13 protein-coding genes and 2 pseudogenes are annotated in these 14,302 nt (G+C 59.0%); 5 read left to right on the top strand and 10 right to left on the bottom strand.

Going from position 1 to position 14,302, the window contains the following annotated elements:
* The first annotated feature begins 113 nt into the window (after positions 1-113).
* Positions 114-1,010 (top strand): LysR family transcriptional regulator, encoded by an 897-nt coding sequence (locus AC3IUF_RS22705; protein WP_007917769.1) that lies wholly within the window; start codon positions 114-116, stop codon positions 1,008-1,010.
* Positions 1,011-1,144: 134 nt separating this feature from the next.
* On the opposite strand, the gene AC3IUF_RS22700 is transcribed toward AC3IUF_RS22705, so the two are convergent.
* Positions 1,145-2,758 carry an inorganic phosphate transporter gene (locus AC3IUF_RS22700; protein WP_123376430.1) on the bottom strand — a complete coding sequence of 538 codons (1,614 nt, stop codon included), beginning with the start codon at positions 2,756-2,758 and terminating at the stop codon, positions 1,145-1,147.
* 225 nt (positions 2,759-2,983) lie between these two features.
* A complete protein-coding gene (locus AC3IUF_RS22695) occupies positions 2,984-4,006 on the bottom strand; it encodes a transporter (RefSeq protein WP_007917764.1) in 1,023 nt (340 codons plus the stop codon).
* A 276-nt stretch (positions 4,007-4,282) separates the two neighbouring features.
* Here AC3IUF_RS22695 and AC3IUF_RS22690 point away from each other — a divergent pair, with 276 nt between their 5' ends.
* Both AC3IUF_RS22690 and AC3IUF_RS22685 read left to right on the top strand, forming a co-directional pair.
* A complete protein-coding gene (locus AC3IUF_RS22690; RefSeq protein WP_007917763.1) occupies positions 4,283-5,905 on the top strand; it encodes a methyl-accepting chemotaxis protein in 1,623 nt (540 codons plus the stop codon).
* Between the two features lie 110 nt (positions 5,906-6,015).
* Positions 6,016-6,459, top strand: a complete 444-nt coding sequence (locus tag AC3IUF_RS22685; RefSeq protein ID WP_007917761.1) for a hypothetical protein — start codon at positions 6,016-6,018, stop codon at positions 6,457-6,459.
* A gap of 281 nt (positions 6,460-6,740) precedes the next feature.
* On the opposite strand, the gene AC3IUF_RS22680 is transcribed toward AC3IUF_RS22685, so the two are convergent.
* Both AC3IUF_RS22680 and AC3IUF_RS22675 read right to left on the bottom strand, forming a co-directional pair.
* Positions 6,741-7,046 carry a PepSY domain-containing protein gene (locus tag AC3IUF_RS22680; protein WP_007917758.1) on the bottom strand — a complete coding sequence of 102 codons (306 nt, stop codon included), beginning with the start codon at positions 7,044-7,046 and terminating at the stop codon, positions 6,741-6,743.
* A 162-nt stretch (positions 7,047-7,208) separates the two neighbouring features.
* Complete coding sequence (locus AC3IUF_RS22675; protein ID WP_007949923.1) at positions 7,209-8,336, bottom strand: glycerophosphodiester phosphodiesterase; 1,128 nt, start codon at positions 8,334-8,336, stop codon at positions 7,209-7,211.
* A gap of 221 nt (positions 8,337-8,557) precedes the next feature.
* Here AC3IUF_RS22675 and AC3IUF_RS22670 point away from each other — a divergent pair, with 221 nt between their 5' ends.
* Entirely contained in the window at positions 8,558-8,884 is a 327-nt protein-coding gene (locus AC3IUF_RS22670; protein ID WP_007912648.1) for a DUF2025 family protein, read from the top strand.
* A 132-nt stretch (positions 8,885-9,016) separates the two neighbouring features.
* On the opposite strand, the gene AC3IUF_RS22665 is transcribed toward AC3IUF_RS22670, so the two are convergent.
* Together AC3IUF_RS22665 and AC3IUF_RS22660 are read right to left on the bottom strand one after the other, a co-directional pair.
* Positions 9,017-9,322: an antibiotic biosynthesis monooxygenase family protein gene (locus tag AC3IUF_RS22665; RefSeq protein WP_489279354.1), complete on the bottom strand. Its 306-nt coding sequence runs from the start codon at positions 9,320-9,322 to the stop codon at positions 9,017-9,019.
* A complete protein-coding gene (locus AC3IUF_RS22660; RefSeq protein ID WP_489279353.1) occupies positions 9,322-10,026 on the bottom strand; it encodes a CTP synthase C-terminal region-related (seleno)protein in 705 nt (234 codons plus the stop codon). The genes AC3IUF_RS22665 and AC3IUF_RS22660 overlap by 1 nt, the downstream gene beginning before the upstream one ends.
* A 15-nt stretch (positions 10,027-10,041) precedes the next feature.
* Between AC3IUF_RS22660 and AC3IUF_RS22655 the strand changes: the two genes are divergently transcribed.
* Positions 10,042-10,983, top strand: a complete 942-nt coding sequence (locus AC3IUF_RS22655; protein WP_007912656.1) for a LysR family transcriptional regulator — start codon at positions 10,042-10,044, stop codon at positions 10,981-10,983.
* Here AC3IUF_RS22655 and AC3IUF_RS22650 read toward each other — a convergent pair whose 3' ends face one another.
* The 4 genes and pseudogenes from AC3IUF_RS22650 to AC3IUF_RS22635 form a co-directional block, all read right to left on the bottom strand.
* Positions 10,984-11,517, bottom strand: a complete 534-nt coding sequence (locus AC3IUF_RS22650) for a DUF1003 domain-containing protein (protein ID WP_007912658.1) — start codon at positions 11,515-11,517, stop codon at positions 10,984-10,986.
* 152 nt (positions 11,518-11,669) lie between these two features.
* Positions 11,670-12,107: pseudogene (locus AC3IUF_RS22645) on the bottom strand (methyl-accepting chemotaxis protein); the annotation flags it as partial.
* A 108-nt stretch (positions 12,108-12,215) separates the two neighbouring features.
* A pseudogene (locus AC3IUF_RS22640) lies at positions 12,216-12,899 on the bottom strand (PAS domain-containing protein); the annotation flags it as partial.
* A 280-nt stretch (positions 12,900-13,179) separates the two neighbouring features.
* Complete coding sequence (locus AC3IUF_RS22635) at positions 13,180-14,247, bottom strand: diguanylate cyclase (protein WP_007912662.1); 1,068 nt, start codon at positions 14,245-14,247, stop codon at positions 13,180-13,182.
* Positions 14,248-14,302 lie beyond the last annotated feature (55 nt).

The raw sequence follows: 14,302 nt of genomic DNA, 5'->3' as shown, positions 1-14,302 counted from the left end.
TCCTCGATTGCAGTGATTGGTGATGGGCTCAGTTTATTTATCCGCCCTGAGGTGATAAACAGAGTTAATCCGAAATCACTGATCGGCTCAGCCGAACAATCTACGAGCGGCCCATGAACAAACTGGAACTGCTGCGCACCTTCGTCAGGGTCAGCGAGCTGTCGAGTTTCACCCTCGCTGGCGAGAGCTTGGGCTTACCACGCTCGACCGTGTCCGAACACGTGCAAGCGCTCGAAGCACTGCTCGGTACACGCCTGCTGCAACGCACCACGCGCAAGGTTCAGGCGACGCAGGACGGTTTGGTGTTATACGAACGCAGCAAGGACCTGCTCTCGCACATGGACGAGATCGAAGGCCTGTTTCGCCAGGACGAAGCGTCGTTGACCGGGCGCATTCGGGTCGACATGCCGAACATTCTCGCGCGGCGCCTGATCATGCCGCGCTTGCCGCAGTTCATGGAGCGTCACCCGAATCTGGAGCTGGAAATCAGCAGCACCGATCGCCGTGTTGATCTGCTCAGCGAAGGCTTCGATTGTGTGGTGAGGATTGGCGCGCAGCCGGATCAATCGGTGGTGGCGCGGCACCTCGGTGACTTTCCCATGGTTAACTGCGCCAGCCCGGCCTACCTTGAGCGCTACGGTGTGCCGCAGACCCTGGAAGATCTCGCGCAGCATCGGCTGGTGCATTACGTCGGCGTGCTCGGCTCGCGTTCGGAAGGTTTTGTGTACGAGGAGGGCGGTCAGGTTAAACGCTTGCCGATGGCAGGCAGCATTACGGTCAACAGCACCGACGCTTACGAGTCGGCGTGCCTCGGTGGATTTGGTCTGACGCAGGTGCCGCGTACCGGCATGCAGCCGCATCTGGATAACGGCGAACTGGTGACTGTGTTGCCGCAATTCACCGCGCCAGCGATGGGGATTTCATTGTTGTATGCGCGGCAACGGCATTTGCCATTGCGGGTCAGGGTGTTTATGGATTGGCTCGGCGATCTGATTCGCTCCGCGCTCTAACCAACACCACACATCCAAATGTAGGAGCTGCCGAAGGCTCGGGCCGCGATCGGACGATCTTTTGATTTTGCTTTTTAAAAACAAGATCAAAAGATCGCAGCCTTCGGCAGCTCCTACAGGGGAGTTGTGGAGGGTCAGAAGATTTGGGTGAACAGCCAGTAGAGGCTGCCTGACAGCAGGATCGCCGCCGGCAGCGTCAGCACCCACGCCATCAACAGATTGCGGATGGTCTTCATCTGCAACCCGCCGCCATTGGCGACCATGGTCCCGGCCACACCCGAGGACAAAACATGGGTCGTCGACACCGGCAAACCAAACATGTCCGCCGCACCGATGGTCAGCATCGCCACGGTTTCCGCCGAGGCGCCCTGCGCATAGGTCAGATGGGTCTTGCCGATCTTCTCGCCGACCGTCACCACAATCCGTTTCCAGCCAACCATGGTGCCCAACCCGAGCGCGATGGCCACGGCGATTTTCACCCACAGCGGAATAAACCGCGTGGCGTTGTCGATCTGCTGTTTGAACAACTGCAGTTTGCCGCTGGTGTCGGCGTCGAAATTGCCGACCTTGTTCTTGTCCATCAGGCGAATGCTTTCGCTGGCCAGGTACATGTCGTTACGCACGTTGCCCATGGCTTCGGCCGGGACTTTCGCCAGCGAACCGTAGCCTTTGACCTCTTCGCCGATGTGCCCGGTGAGGGCGGCAAGGGCGGGGATCAGTTGTGGCGTGGCGTCCTTGCTGCGCACGTAATCGGAGAGCACCGCACGCGGATCGGCGGGCGTCGGCAGCGGGGCACTTTTCACCAACGCTTGCTGGGTGACTTGCGCCACGGCGGCGAACTGCAGCGATTGTTCTTCCGGCATGGTGCGGTTCAAGGCGTAAGCCATCGGCAGCGTGCCGACCAGAATCAGCATGATCAGGCCCATGCCTTTCTGGCCGTCGTTGGAGCCGTGAGCGAAGGACACGCCGGTGCAGGTCAGAATCAGCAACCCGCGAATCCACCATGGCGGCGGGGTGTTGCCTTCCGGGGCCTTGTACAGCGAACGATTCTTCACGAATGCGCGTAGCGCCAACAGCAACAGCGCCGCGCAACCGAAACCGACCAGTGGCGAGAGCAACAAGGCGTATCCAATCTTGGTCGCCTGCGCCCAGTCGACCCCGCTGGTGCCGTCACGGCCGTGCATCAAGGCATTCGCCACGCCGACGCCGATGATTGAACCGATCAAAGTGTGTGACGACGACGCCGGCAAACCCAGCCACCAGGTGCCGAGGTTCCACAGGATCGCCGCGATCAGCAGGGCGAAAATCATCGAAAAACCGGCAGACGAGCCGACCTGCAGAATCAATTCCACCGGCAGCAAAGCGATGATGCCGAACGCCACCGCGCCGCTCGAAAGCAGCACGCCGAGGAAGTTGAAGAAACCCGACCAGACCACCGCCACGTTCGGCGGCAGCGAGTGGGTATAGATCACCGTCGCGACGGCGTTGGCGGTGTCGTGGAAACCATTGACGAACTCAAAGCCCAGGGCAATCAGCAACGCCACACCGAGCAACAGAAACGGCGTCCACGTGGTGACCACCGTGCCGAGTTCGTGCATGTCGTGCATCAGGCTGTAGGCGGTGAACAGCATCCCCATGGCCAACACTGCGAAAAAGATCACGTAGGTGAACGGACCGGTTTTCTTGTCGAGGGCTGGCCTGCCACTGTGGGCGGACGCGGGGCTGACGGTCAGGGAGGGAGTAGCCATGGCAGGACAATCCTGAGCGAGGGAAGGAATGTCGCCCATGATCGTTGCAGAATGTTACAGAGAGACTGCGCCATGTCAGTGTTTGGCTGAATACCCCAACCGTCGGTCTTCTGCTCGTTCCCACGCTCTGCGTGGGAATGACGCCCGGGACGCTCCGCGTCCCCTGTGACGCAGAGCGTCACTCGATGCATTCCCACGCAGAGCATGGGAACGAGCGTTGAGGCGTCAATAATCCCCGCGCTTGCGAAACGCCCAACGCCCGGCAATCACGGTAAACGTCGCCACCAGTGCGACCAAAATCCAGAACCCTTCCGGATCCTGCGACAACGGCACCCCGCCCACATTCATCCCGAAAAAACCGGCAATGATGTTGATTGGCAACGCAAGCACAGTCACCACCGTCAAAGTAAACAGCGTGCGGTTGCTCTGTTCGTTGAGGTTGGCGGCGATCTCTTCCTGCAGCAGTTTGATCCGCTCACCCAGTGCAGTGAGGTCGTTGATGATCAGCGCAAACTCCTCGGTGGATTTGCGCAATTCCTTGACGTCCTCCTTCTGCAACCAGGGCGGCGGCCGATTGAGCAAACGCAATAACGAACCCGGTTCCAGCGCCAACAGCCGTTGCAGCCGCACCAGCACCCGCCGGTTGGCGCCGAGTTCGGCACGGTTGGTCGACAGCCGCGAGGAGAGCAATTCGTCCTCGACCTGATCGACGCTCATGCTGGTCTTGCGCACGATCTGCGTCAGCACTTCGCCTTGATCGCGCAGCAGATGCACAAGCAGTTCCGAGGGTGAACGAAAGCGCTCGCCGGCCTTCACCGACGAGCGCAGTTTGTCCACCGAATGCAGCGGTTGCAGACGCGCACTGACGATCAGTTTGCTGCGCACACAAACCCACAGCGTCGACACGTCCGAGGAGACCATGCTGCTGAGGTTGAACACCACATCGTTGACCACCGCCAGCAACGCCGAGTCGACATGCTCGATGCGCGTCGAGCGCGAGCCTTCGTGCAGCGCCTCGAAAAACTCTTCGGGCAATTGCAGATGACTTTTCATCCAGCGCTCGCACGCCGCATGCGCCAGATTGAGGTGCAGCCAAAGGAATTCACCGCTGTCGCTGTCGTCCTGCAAACAGCGCAACGCTGTGGCCGAATCGACTTCGCGACCACGTTCGCCGGGCAGGAAGCGATAGCCGTAGAGCAGGCCAAACAGATCAGGATCGCGATGACTGATGTCGAGGCTGTGGTTCATGGAGGCTCGCTGCGAGGAGGGTGCGTCGGTACGCAAATGGCAGGTTCACTGAGCCGCATCATCGCAATGTCACATGACGTTTATGTGACAGCAAAGTGACGTCAAATCAGCGACTTACCGGTGGTCGGATTTTCTTCAAGAAGCGCTCTGGCGCGCCGATCACGCTTGGGTTACGTTGCGCGCGCTTGGCCATGAGCCAAGGCTCGCCGACATGGATGTCCGGCAAAATTTCACGCCTTACCGGGCGTGCCTCATCCTTGTCCTGAGTATCTTTCGATGCTGCAAAAATCCCTGAGAACGCAAATTCTCGCCCTGCTGAGCGGCAGCCTGTTGGCGGTGCTGTTGATTGCCCTGGCCTGTTTTCATTTCCTGTCCAACGGCGTGCAGAGTTACAGCCAGTTGATCGCCGGTCCTTTGCACACGTCGCAATTGATCGATGAGGCCAACCTGCAATTCAAGGTGCAGGTGCAGGAATGGAAAAACGTGTTGTTGCGCGGCAAGCAGCCGGCGGATCTGGCCAAGTACTGGGGGCAGTTCGAAGACCGTCAGCGCGATGTGCAGAACATCCTCGGTGAACTGGCCGGCCAGAAAGGTCTCGAGCCGAGCCTGAAAAACCGCATCGAACGTTTGCGTGATGAGCATCGTCAGTTGGGTTCTGCCTATCAGAAGGGCCGCGATGCCTACGTGGCTGCCGGTGGTGATCCGACGGCAGGTGACGCGGCGGTCAAAGGCGTTGACCGTGCCGCCAGCGATCAGATGAGCGAACTGGTCGCCGAGTTGCGCAAGCAAGGCACCGCGCAGTCGGCGCTGATCAGTGCCGAGGCTGATCGCACTGTGTGGCTGGGGCTGTTGGTGATGCTCGCGTCGGGTCTGCTGATCGGCCTGTTGAGCCTGTGGCTGGTCAACCGCAACCTGGTCGAGCCGATCCGCAAGCTCATCGATTACGTCACCCAATTGAGTCGCGGCAAACTGGCCGAACGTGTGGTCAGCGACCGTCAGGATGAACTGGGCAATCTCGCTGCTGCCGCCAACACCTTGCGTGATTTTCTCGCCGAAACCTTCACCCGTCTGCAGCGCAGCGCCAGTGATCTGGACAGCGCCAGCGGCGAGTTGAACGCGATCGCCACGACCATGGCTGGCGGCACCAACGAGCAGTTCAACCGCACCGATCAAGTCGCTACGGCCATGAACGAAATGTCCGCCACCGCGCAGGAAGTGGCGCGTCACGCCGCCGATGCCGCGCGTGCGGCCGACGATGCTGATCAGTCCGCCCAACAGGGTGAAAAGGTCATGCAGAGCACCATCCACTCGATCACGCAGATGCGCGGCGAAATCGCCAATACCGCCACGGTGATTCGTCGTCTGGAAGCCGACAGCGGCCGCATCGGCAAGGTGCTGGAGGTGATTCGCGGCATCGCCGAACAGACCAATCTGCTGGCGCTCAACGCCGCGATTGAAGCGGCGCGGGCCGGTGAGGCCGGGCGTGGTTTTGCGGTGGTTGCCGATGAAGTGCGCAACCTCGCACAACGCACCGCCGAGTCGATCATCGAGATCAACCAGATCATTCAGAGCGTGCAGACCGGCGCGGTGGATGCGGCGCAAGCCATCGACAGCGGGCAGACGCGCAGTGATGAAAGCGTTGAGCAAGTAACCCAGGCCGGTGCGATGCTGGAGCGCATCACCCACGCAGTGGAAGCGATTCGCGACATGAACCGTCAGATCGCCACCGCTGCGGAAGAGCAGACCTCGGTGGCCGAGGACATCTCGCGCAACCTCACCGAGATCACGTCGATCGCCAGCACCAACCTCGACAATGTGCAGCGCACTGAAAGCGCCAGTCAGAACCTGCATAGCCTGTCGGGGCAGTTGAACGAAGTCACCGCGCGCCTCAGCGCCTGAGGTCATTGAACGTGTACCGATTCGGATACCGAGTCGGTACACAGTCGATCTCAAATTGATGCAGCCATGGTCGATGACCGGTTATCTATCACCGGCATTGGAGCCTTTCCATGGTCAGCATTACTTCAGTTTCGATCAATCAGACCGTCACGACACCCACCAGTAAAACCGCAATCAGCGACGTCGGTGACGAGACCTCGACCACGGCAGCCGCCAGCACTGGCGTGAAAGCGGACACCAGCAAAGTGGCTGCGGGCGGTGGTGCGGCACCCGCGGGTGACAGCGATTCCAGCAGTGAAGAATCGGATTCGGTGAAGGAACTGCGCAAGCAGATTGCCGAACTGCAGAAGCAATTGCAGGAGGAGCAGCAAGCGTTGCAAGCGGCGCAGGCGAAGCAGGAAAGTTCTGATGCCAAGGCGGCCGAAGTAGCCGCTGCACAGGCGCAGATCACCGCTACCTCGGCGTCCCTGTCCACTGCTACTGCCTCGTTGTTGCAGGCGTTGCAGGATTCTGACAGCAGCACTTCCGGTTCGCTGGTCAGCACCTCGGCGTGATGCCCTTCTCCCTCACCCTAGCCCTCTCCCAAGGGAGAGGGAACTGACCGTGGTGACTATTCGAGGTACGCCGACCTGAAATATCGAGGCGCATTCAGGTCTTGAGTAACCCCCGATCGGCTCCCTTTCCCTCTCGCCCCCTTGGGGGCGGTCCGACGTTTCGGGAGGGCTGGGGTGAGGGGGGAGAAAATCTCACTGGCAACACATCAACCAAGCCAAACACCAGACACAAAAAAAGCCGCACGATCTTTCAATCGTGCGGCTCTTGGTGGTGCGTTCAATCAAGTGTCTTGCTTGTTGCTCAGCACTTTGCCGGTAGTTGCATCAAAGTCCACATCGAACTCTTTGCCATCAGCAGTTTTCAATTCAACTTCATACTCATAACCGTTGAAGTGGTTATCCAGGTCGGTGTCAGTAATCGTCGCACCCGGATGCAGTTTCAGCGCTTCGGCGTTCATCGACTCCAGCGACTTGATTTTGCCCGACTTAACCAGTTCAGGAATCTGGTCAACGCGAACATCAGCCTGGGCCAGGCCAGCGGTAAGAGTCAGGGCAGCGGCGGTAAACAGGGCAGTCAAAGTTTTCATCGGTTCGTTCCTTGGGGTGATTCGTTTAAGTGGCCTCAGGTTAACCAGTGCAACTTAACTCACCCTTAAAATCCCAAAGCCAAACAAAACGGGCAAGCCATGCACCTGCACAGAACCTGTGGGAGCGTGGCTTGCCCGCGATGAAAGCGCCTTGATTTAAGATCAGAAGCCGTTGTTCTTCAGTACCTGATCAACGCTGCCGGCCGCCGGGCGTTTATAGAACTTCAACAGTTCGCTGGCGCGGTTGGTGAAGATGCCATCGACACCGGCCGCCATGACTTTTTCGAAATCCACCGGCTCATCGACGGTGTAGACGTGCACTAGCATGCCTTGGTCGTGGGTGTATTTATTCATCCACGGTTGCACCAGATCCGAATAGCTCTGATCGCCACCTTTGGTCAGCTTCGCCGACGGGCCGGTACCGATTGCGCCTTGGGCCTTGGCGTAATCCACCCATTGTTTGAATTCGGCTTCGGACTTCGGCTCTTGTTTGCCGTAGAAAACGTTTTTGTCTTTCTCGCCGGATTCGGCAAACGTCACTTTCGATTTTGGCTCGATGCTGCCTTCGCCCACCCACAACAGGAGGATTTTCGGCACTTGCGGCATTTCTTTTTCCAGCAGTTCGAGGCTGTTTTTCTCGAATGTTTGCAGAATCACTTTGCCTTTGCCCTGACCAACGCCCAGTGCGCTCTTCGCCAGTTTCGAACCGGCCGGGCTCAGCCAGCCACGATCCTGCAGTTTCTCTTTCAGGTCTTTCTCGATCCCGGGAAACAGTTGCGGCTCTTTGGTCTCGATGTACAGGCCCGGCTTGTGTTGCGGATTGGCTTGGGCGATGTCGATGATTTCATCAAGGGTCAGAATTTTCAGCCCGGCGTAAGTCGGGCGCGCGCGATCCGGGTACTTGGTGTTGAACCAGCTGCCGGCGTCGAGTGTTTTCAGTTCGGCCATGGTGAACGCGGTGGCCGAGGCGTCCTTGCGATCCGGGAATTTGGTCGCAACGTCAGTGGTGCGTTGCAGGTTGTCGTCGTGCAGGGCGAACAGCACGCCGTCCTTGCTGCGCTGCAGGTCCATTTCCAGGTAATCGGCGCCAAGATCGCGGGCCAGTTTGTAGGACGCCGCAGTGGATTCCGGCGCATCGAAAGAGGCGCCACGATGAGCGATCACCGCCGGATGCGGGATGCCGTTGGTGGCAGCGATCGCTTTCGGATCAGTCTGGCTGGCGGCGTGCGCCTGACCGAGGCCGAGCAGCAGGCTCAGGACCAGGGCGCTTTTGGTGAAAGTGGCGGGCATGTTCGAGTTCCTTTCGCAGGGCAATTTCAAAGACGTACCTTTTAACAACTGAAGCGCTCGGGTGCTATCGCAGGACCGACATAAACGTATTAAAAGCGATTTTTCCTGCACTTTTGTGGCGCGGTTTGCAGTACGCTTGCCCTCGGCAGACGCTCCGGCAGAGGGCGCGCCGCTCAGTTGCCCTGCGTGTAAACCATCGATCAACTTTCGTGAGGTTTACCATGCGCATCACCTCCCAACTCATCTGCCAGGCCGCCGACGATCTCAAGGGCTTTGTCGGCCTCAACCGCAAAACCGGTCAGTACATCGTCAGATTCAGCGAAGATTCGTTCGGCATGGACGTGGCCGATGACGGCATTATTCCTGTAAACGAATTCGTCTGGGCGCCGGCGACAGCGCAGACCATGACGCTTAAACGCGAGTTGATTCAGTTGCTCCTGGATCAGCATATCGATGAGCGGATCAACATCACCGAGCCGTTGCGCGTTTATATGAGCAAAGTTGAAGTGCCGGAGATTGTCGCGGTGCGCAGTCTGGTGCGCGGCTGATATTTTTTAGTGGCTGTACCGGCCCCATCGCTGGCAAACCAGCTCCCACAAATACGGTGTGATCTTCAGAACAGCGCATAACCTGTGGGAGCTGGCTTGCCAGCGATGGGGCCGGTGAGCTCACCACCAACATCACAGGCTGAACCGATACTCGCGTTCGACTTTGCACACCCGCGTCTGAAACGACGAATACCATTCCGAGCGCCCATGCACTTGAATCAGCCGATGCTCAGGGTGCTGCCGCCACGCCAGAATCGCCGCTTCGCTCTGCCAATACGACACCGTAATCCCGACGCCATCCGCGCCTCTGACTGACTCCACCCCAAGAAACCCCGGCTGCTCACTGACCAGCTCTGCCATGCGCTCAGCGGCATCGGCATACCCATTGTCACCGTCGGTGCGAGTCGACGTAAAAATCACCGCAAAGCAGGAAGTCATCAACGTGACTCCCCACAAGCTTCAACAAACGCGCGCACCAGCGGTGGCATCTGCCCTTTGAGCGCGGCACGCTCCGGCTGAAACAACGTCGCGACAAAGAAGCGGTGATCCTTGAGTTCTATCGCGCGTAAATCCCCTGACGAATCATGACCCACAGCTTGTAGCCGATCGTTCAACAGTTGCCGTTCGAACAGCGGATTCACACCGAAGCGGCAGCGATAGCCCTCACGAATTTGCGACGTTTCGTACGCACTGGCGATCAACGAACCGGGCACCAGGTGAATGCTGTCCACCGCTTCGACCAGCGAACAGGTCAACGGCGTAAGTACCGCGCGTTCAGAATCGGGCGATGTTTCACCGTGTTCCGCATCGACCCAACCCAACACGTTGCGAGAAAACTCCAGCACCGCATGTTGAAAACCGCCACAGGTACCGAGGAAAGGTCGCTGCTGTTCGCGGGCAAAACGGATCGCGCGCAGTGCGCCGGCTTCACTCTTGTAAGGACTGCCGGGTACGCACCAGAAACCATCGAACCGCTCGAGCGGCGTATCGGCGTGGATCTGCTCGGTGGGCAACCATTCGAATTGCACGTTGCGGTCGAGGTGTTCGGCGACCAGTCCGAGGGCGACGGGAATGGCTTGGTGGGCGGTGACTTGCGGGTCGTGATCGCCAATCAGGGCGATACGGATGGCGCTGTTTTCCATGGGGGTTCCCTGCGCTTGTTGATTGATGGCACTCACTATAGATTGGCGTTCACGCACTCAATATGGGCGTTTCCCCAAGTGATTAATGCAGCGACGCACTATCAGCTCGACTACGCCGACCTGGCCCTGATTCTTGCCTTGGTGCGCGGCGGCTCTCTGGCCCGGGCCGCGCAGTTGTTGAAAGTCGACGTGTCGACGGTATTCCGCGCCGTGCGTCGTCTCGAAGCCGCACTGGGTCAGCAGTTGTTCGAAAAAAGCCGCTCCGGCTATTTACCGACAACTCTCGCGCAGACGCTGGCCGAGCAAGCCGAACGCGCCGAACAGGCACTGGAAGCCGCACGTATCGGCGTGGAGCAGGGCGGGGAAGTGGTCAGCGGTACGGTGCGCCTGACCTGCACCGATTCGGTATTGCAGGGTTTGCTGCTGCCGGCGCTGGCGCAGTTCATGCCCAATTACCCAGCGCTGACCATAGAACTGAGCACTTCCAACGATTTCGCCAACCTCAGCCGCCGCGATGCCGACATCGCCCTGCGCCTGACGCGTACACCTCCGGAGCATCTGGTCGGACGGCAACTGGCGAAGATTTCCTACCGGGTCTGCGCCAGTGCGCGCTATCTGCAAAACGTCGATGCGACGGATCTGGCCGCGCTGAACTGGATCGCCCCGGATGACTTTTTGCCCGATCATCCGACCATCGCCTGGCGTCGCCAGCACTTGCCCGGCGTCACTCCGGGGTATCGCTGCAACAGTATGTTGTCGGTGACGGAGTTGGTTCGTGCTGGCCTCGGCGTGGCGGCGTTACCGGACTTTCTGATCACCGACGGTTTGCAACCATTGAGCGAGCCGTTGCACGGTTACGACACCGCGTTATGGCTGCTGACTCGCCCGGATTGCCGGGCGTTGCGCTCGGTGGTGACGTTGTTCGATGAGCTCGGGCGGGCGTTGCGGTTGCCGTGATCAGCGCTGCGGATTCTGGCGCATGTGATCGTGCAGCTCGCTGGTCAGGCTGGCGATGCGTTCGGTGAGGTTTTTGGTCATCTCGGTGAGGCGGGTGTTCTGCTCCAGCAGTTCAAGCAGTTGCGCGGTGTTCTTCGCAGCTTGAGCCTGCCGCTCGGTATTGGCCTGTGCCAGCGCTTCACGGTGTAGCGCATCGGCATCGGCTTGCGCCTTGTCGCGCGCAGCCTGGCGTGTTTGTGCGAGCAGAATCAGCGGCGCGGCGTAGGCCGATTGCAGGCTGAAAGCGAGGTTCAACAGGATGAACGGGTAAACGTCGAAAGTGGTCACGCCAAACACGTTCAGGCAGACCCACAACAGCACAATCAGGGTTTGCGCGCCGAGGAACATTGGCGTGCCGAAGAATCGCGCAAACGCCTCGGCGCGCAAGGCGAAGGTGTCGTTGCCGAAAGTCGTGTTGAGGTGGGCGTGGGGGCGGTGGAAGCGCAGGTGATCGACGGGAGCTGTATCAGGTGTGGCGGGTTTTTCAGTGGTCATGATGCACTCGGCAGGACTTGAGACTGAAGCTCACTATAGTCCTGCATTGCGGCTCATGACCTCTTCGCGAGCAGGCTCGCTCCCACATTGGAATGCATTTTCCCTGTGGGAGCGAGCTTGCTCGCTAAGGCAACGACGCGGTCTACCTGCCTTTAACCCGGCACCCGCTCATTGGCAAACATGCTCACCGCATCCACCGCCTCACTGGCGCCATCACGAATCTGCAAGATCACCGTGCCCGCCTGATTCGCCAACTCGACCCCTTCAGCCGCGCGACCCCGGGTGCCTTCCATGCTCTTGATGGCCTGGCGAGTTTCGCTCTGGATCAAACCGATCATGGTGGATATCTCCGCCGTTGAGCCACTGGTACGTGCCGCCAGTTGGCGTACTTCATCGGCAACCACGGCAAATCCGCGACCCTGCTCACCGGCGCGCGCGGCCTCAATGGCGGCATTGAGCGCCAGCAGATTGGTCTGGTCGGCAATCGCGCGGATCGTGTTGACGATGGCGGTGATCTGCTCAGAGCGCTCGCCCAGTTGCGCAATCAACGTCGACGATTGGGCAATGTCTTCGGCGATTTCGCGCATTTCGCTGGCCGCTTGCTGGATCACCTGCGTACCTTGCTCGGCGACTTTTCGGGTCGCCACCGAGATGTGATACGCCGCACTGGCACTGCGCGCATCCTGTTCGTGTTGCTCGACCCGGGCGGTGACGTCGGAGGCGAATTTCACCACTTTGCACAAGCGCCCGGCAGCGTCATAAACCGGGTTGTAATTGGCTTCGAGCCAGACGATTTGCCCGCGTTTATCCACGCGTTCGAACTGCCCCTGGAAAAGCTCGCCCTGATTCAAGCGCCGCCAGAAATCCTCATAAGCGCTGCTGTTGACCAGTGCCGGCGTGCAGAACAAACGGTGATGTTTGCCTTTCAGCTCGGCGAGGGTGTAACCCATGCGCGTCAGAAAATTCTGATTGGCCGTAAGAATGCTGCCGTCGAGGCTGAATTCGATGACCGCCATTGCCCGGTCAATCGCCTGCAACTTGGCGTTAGCCTCACTTTCCTGCTGCACCTTGGCGGTCACGTCCATGGCGTACTTGACCACTTTCACCACGCGACCCGAGGCATCCTTGATCGGGTTGTAGCTGGCTTCAAGCCAGATAGGCTGACCCTTGCTGTTGACGCGTTCAAATGTACCGGACTGAAACTGGCCTTTTTTCAGGCGTGACCACAAATCAGTGTATTGAGCGCTACGCCCGAATTCTGCTGTGCAAAAGCGCCGGTGCGGTTGGCCGATCGCTTGTTCGGCGGTGTAACCCATGGTCTGGAGAAAGTTGTCATTGGCACGCAACACCACGCCATCGAGGTCGAACTCGATCACCGCCATCGAGCGATTGATCGCATCGAGCAGGCCGGCTTGTTCGGTGAGGGTGCGCTGAAGATCGTCGACGACGGCTTTGTGGCGATTGAAGAACATGTTCGCAGTACTCTGGAAGTGGGGAAGATCGAGGATTCAGTCCCTATTTCCGCGCCGACAGACCGAATGCGCGGACGGCATTCGGCGATGACTGCTCAATGCCAGCATTCCATAGCTGGCAGATGGCTACTTATACAAAACTTCATAAAGTTGTACAAGGAAGTAATTATTTGTAAGTTTGTATAACTTTTTAGGCGCTGGCGTTGTCTGTCGCGGCACGGCTCAAGGCCACGCTAATGGTGTTGCGACCCGTGTGTTTAGCGGTGTAGAGCGCTTTGTCGGCATCGTCCAGCCAGTCCAGTGGATCCTTGTACAAGGATTGATAGCGCGCCAAACCGATACTCAGGCCCACTCGCAACTCTGGCACGTGCGGATGACGATACTGCTGCAATGCCTCGCGCAATTGCTCCATCAGCGCTTCGGCTTTGTGCAGTGGCAGGGTCGGCAGGATTACGCAGAACTCGTCACCGCCGTAGCGCCCGGCCAATTCGTACTGATCCAGCAGGCGCTTGAGCTCTTTACTCAATTGCCGCAGCACCTCATCGCCGACGATGTGCCCGAAGCTGTCGTTGATCTCCTTGAAATGGTCGATGTCGATCAATGCCAGCGTGGCTTGGGAGTTGTGTTGGCGGCACTGTTTGAATTTCAGGTGCAGCAGGTCTTTCCAGGCCCCGTGGTTGAGCAGGCCGGTGAGGCTGTCAGTACGGCTGAGGGCGCTCAGTGCGCGTTTGTGTTGGGAGAGTTTGATCGCCAGGCGATAACAGACCATGCCCAGCGCCAACGGATACAGGGTGAGCATCGGCAGGCAGGCCCAAACTTGCGTTTGGGTCATCGTCAGACTGAATTTGACACCGAAAATCGCCCAGCCCAGCAGAACACCGGCGAGTTGCGCGAGGGCGCCGAACACGAACAGACGTTGGCCGCCGGCGGCAACATTGTTCATGGTCATCATCGACAGGATGGTCACGGTGGTTAGCGGGTTGAACTGAAAGCACGCCGCCCAGAAACCGCCGAACATCGAGTCGTATAACAAATTGCGCCGTTCAGCCTGATACGGGAACGCCGAGCGCGTGGAGATCTGGTAAGCGAAGTGCGGCCAGGCGAAACCGTTGAATAACAACAGCGCCCACAGCCAGCCGGGTATGTTCAGCGGATACAGCGCCGCAGCGACGCTGAAGAATCCCACGCCCAGACCAATGGCCCTGGGCAGGTAAATGCGCCGGGCGAATGACAAGCCTTTGCCGCGTTGGTTTTCCATGATGCCCTGCGCGAAATTCATCCTGAAATACTTTGCAGTATTTTCTCAGGCTAAC

This window comes from Pseudomonas sp. KH_040, from assembly GCF_057839305.1.
This window is presented reverse-complemented; position numbering and strand designations above follow the sequence as displayed.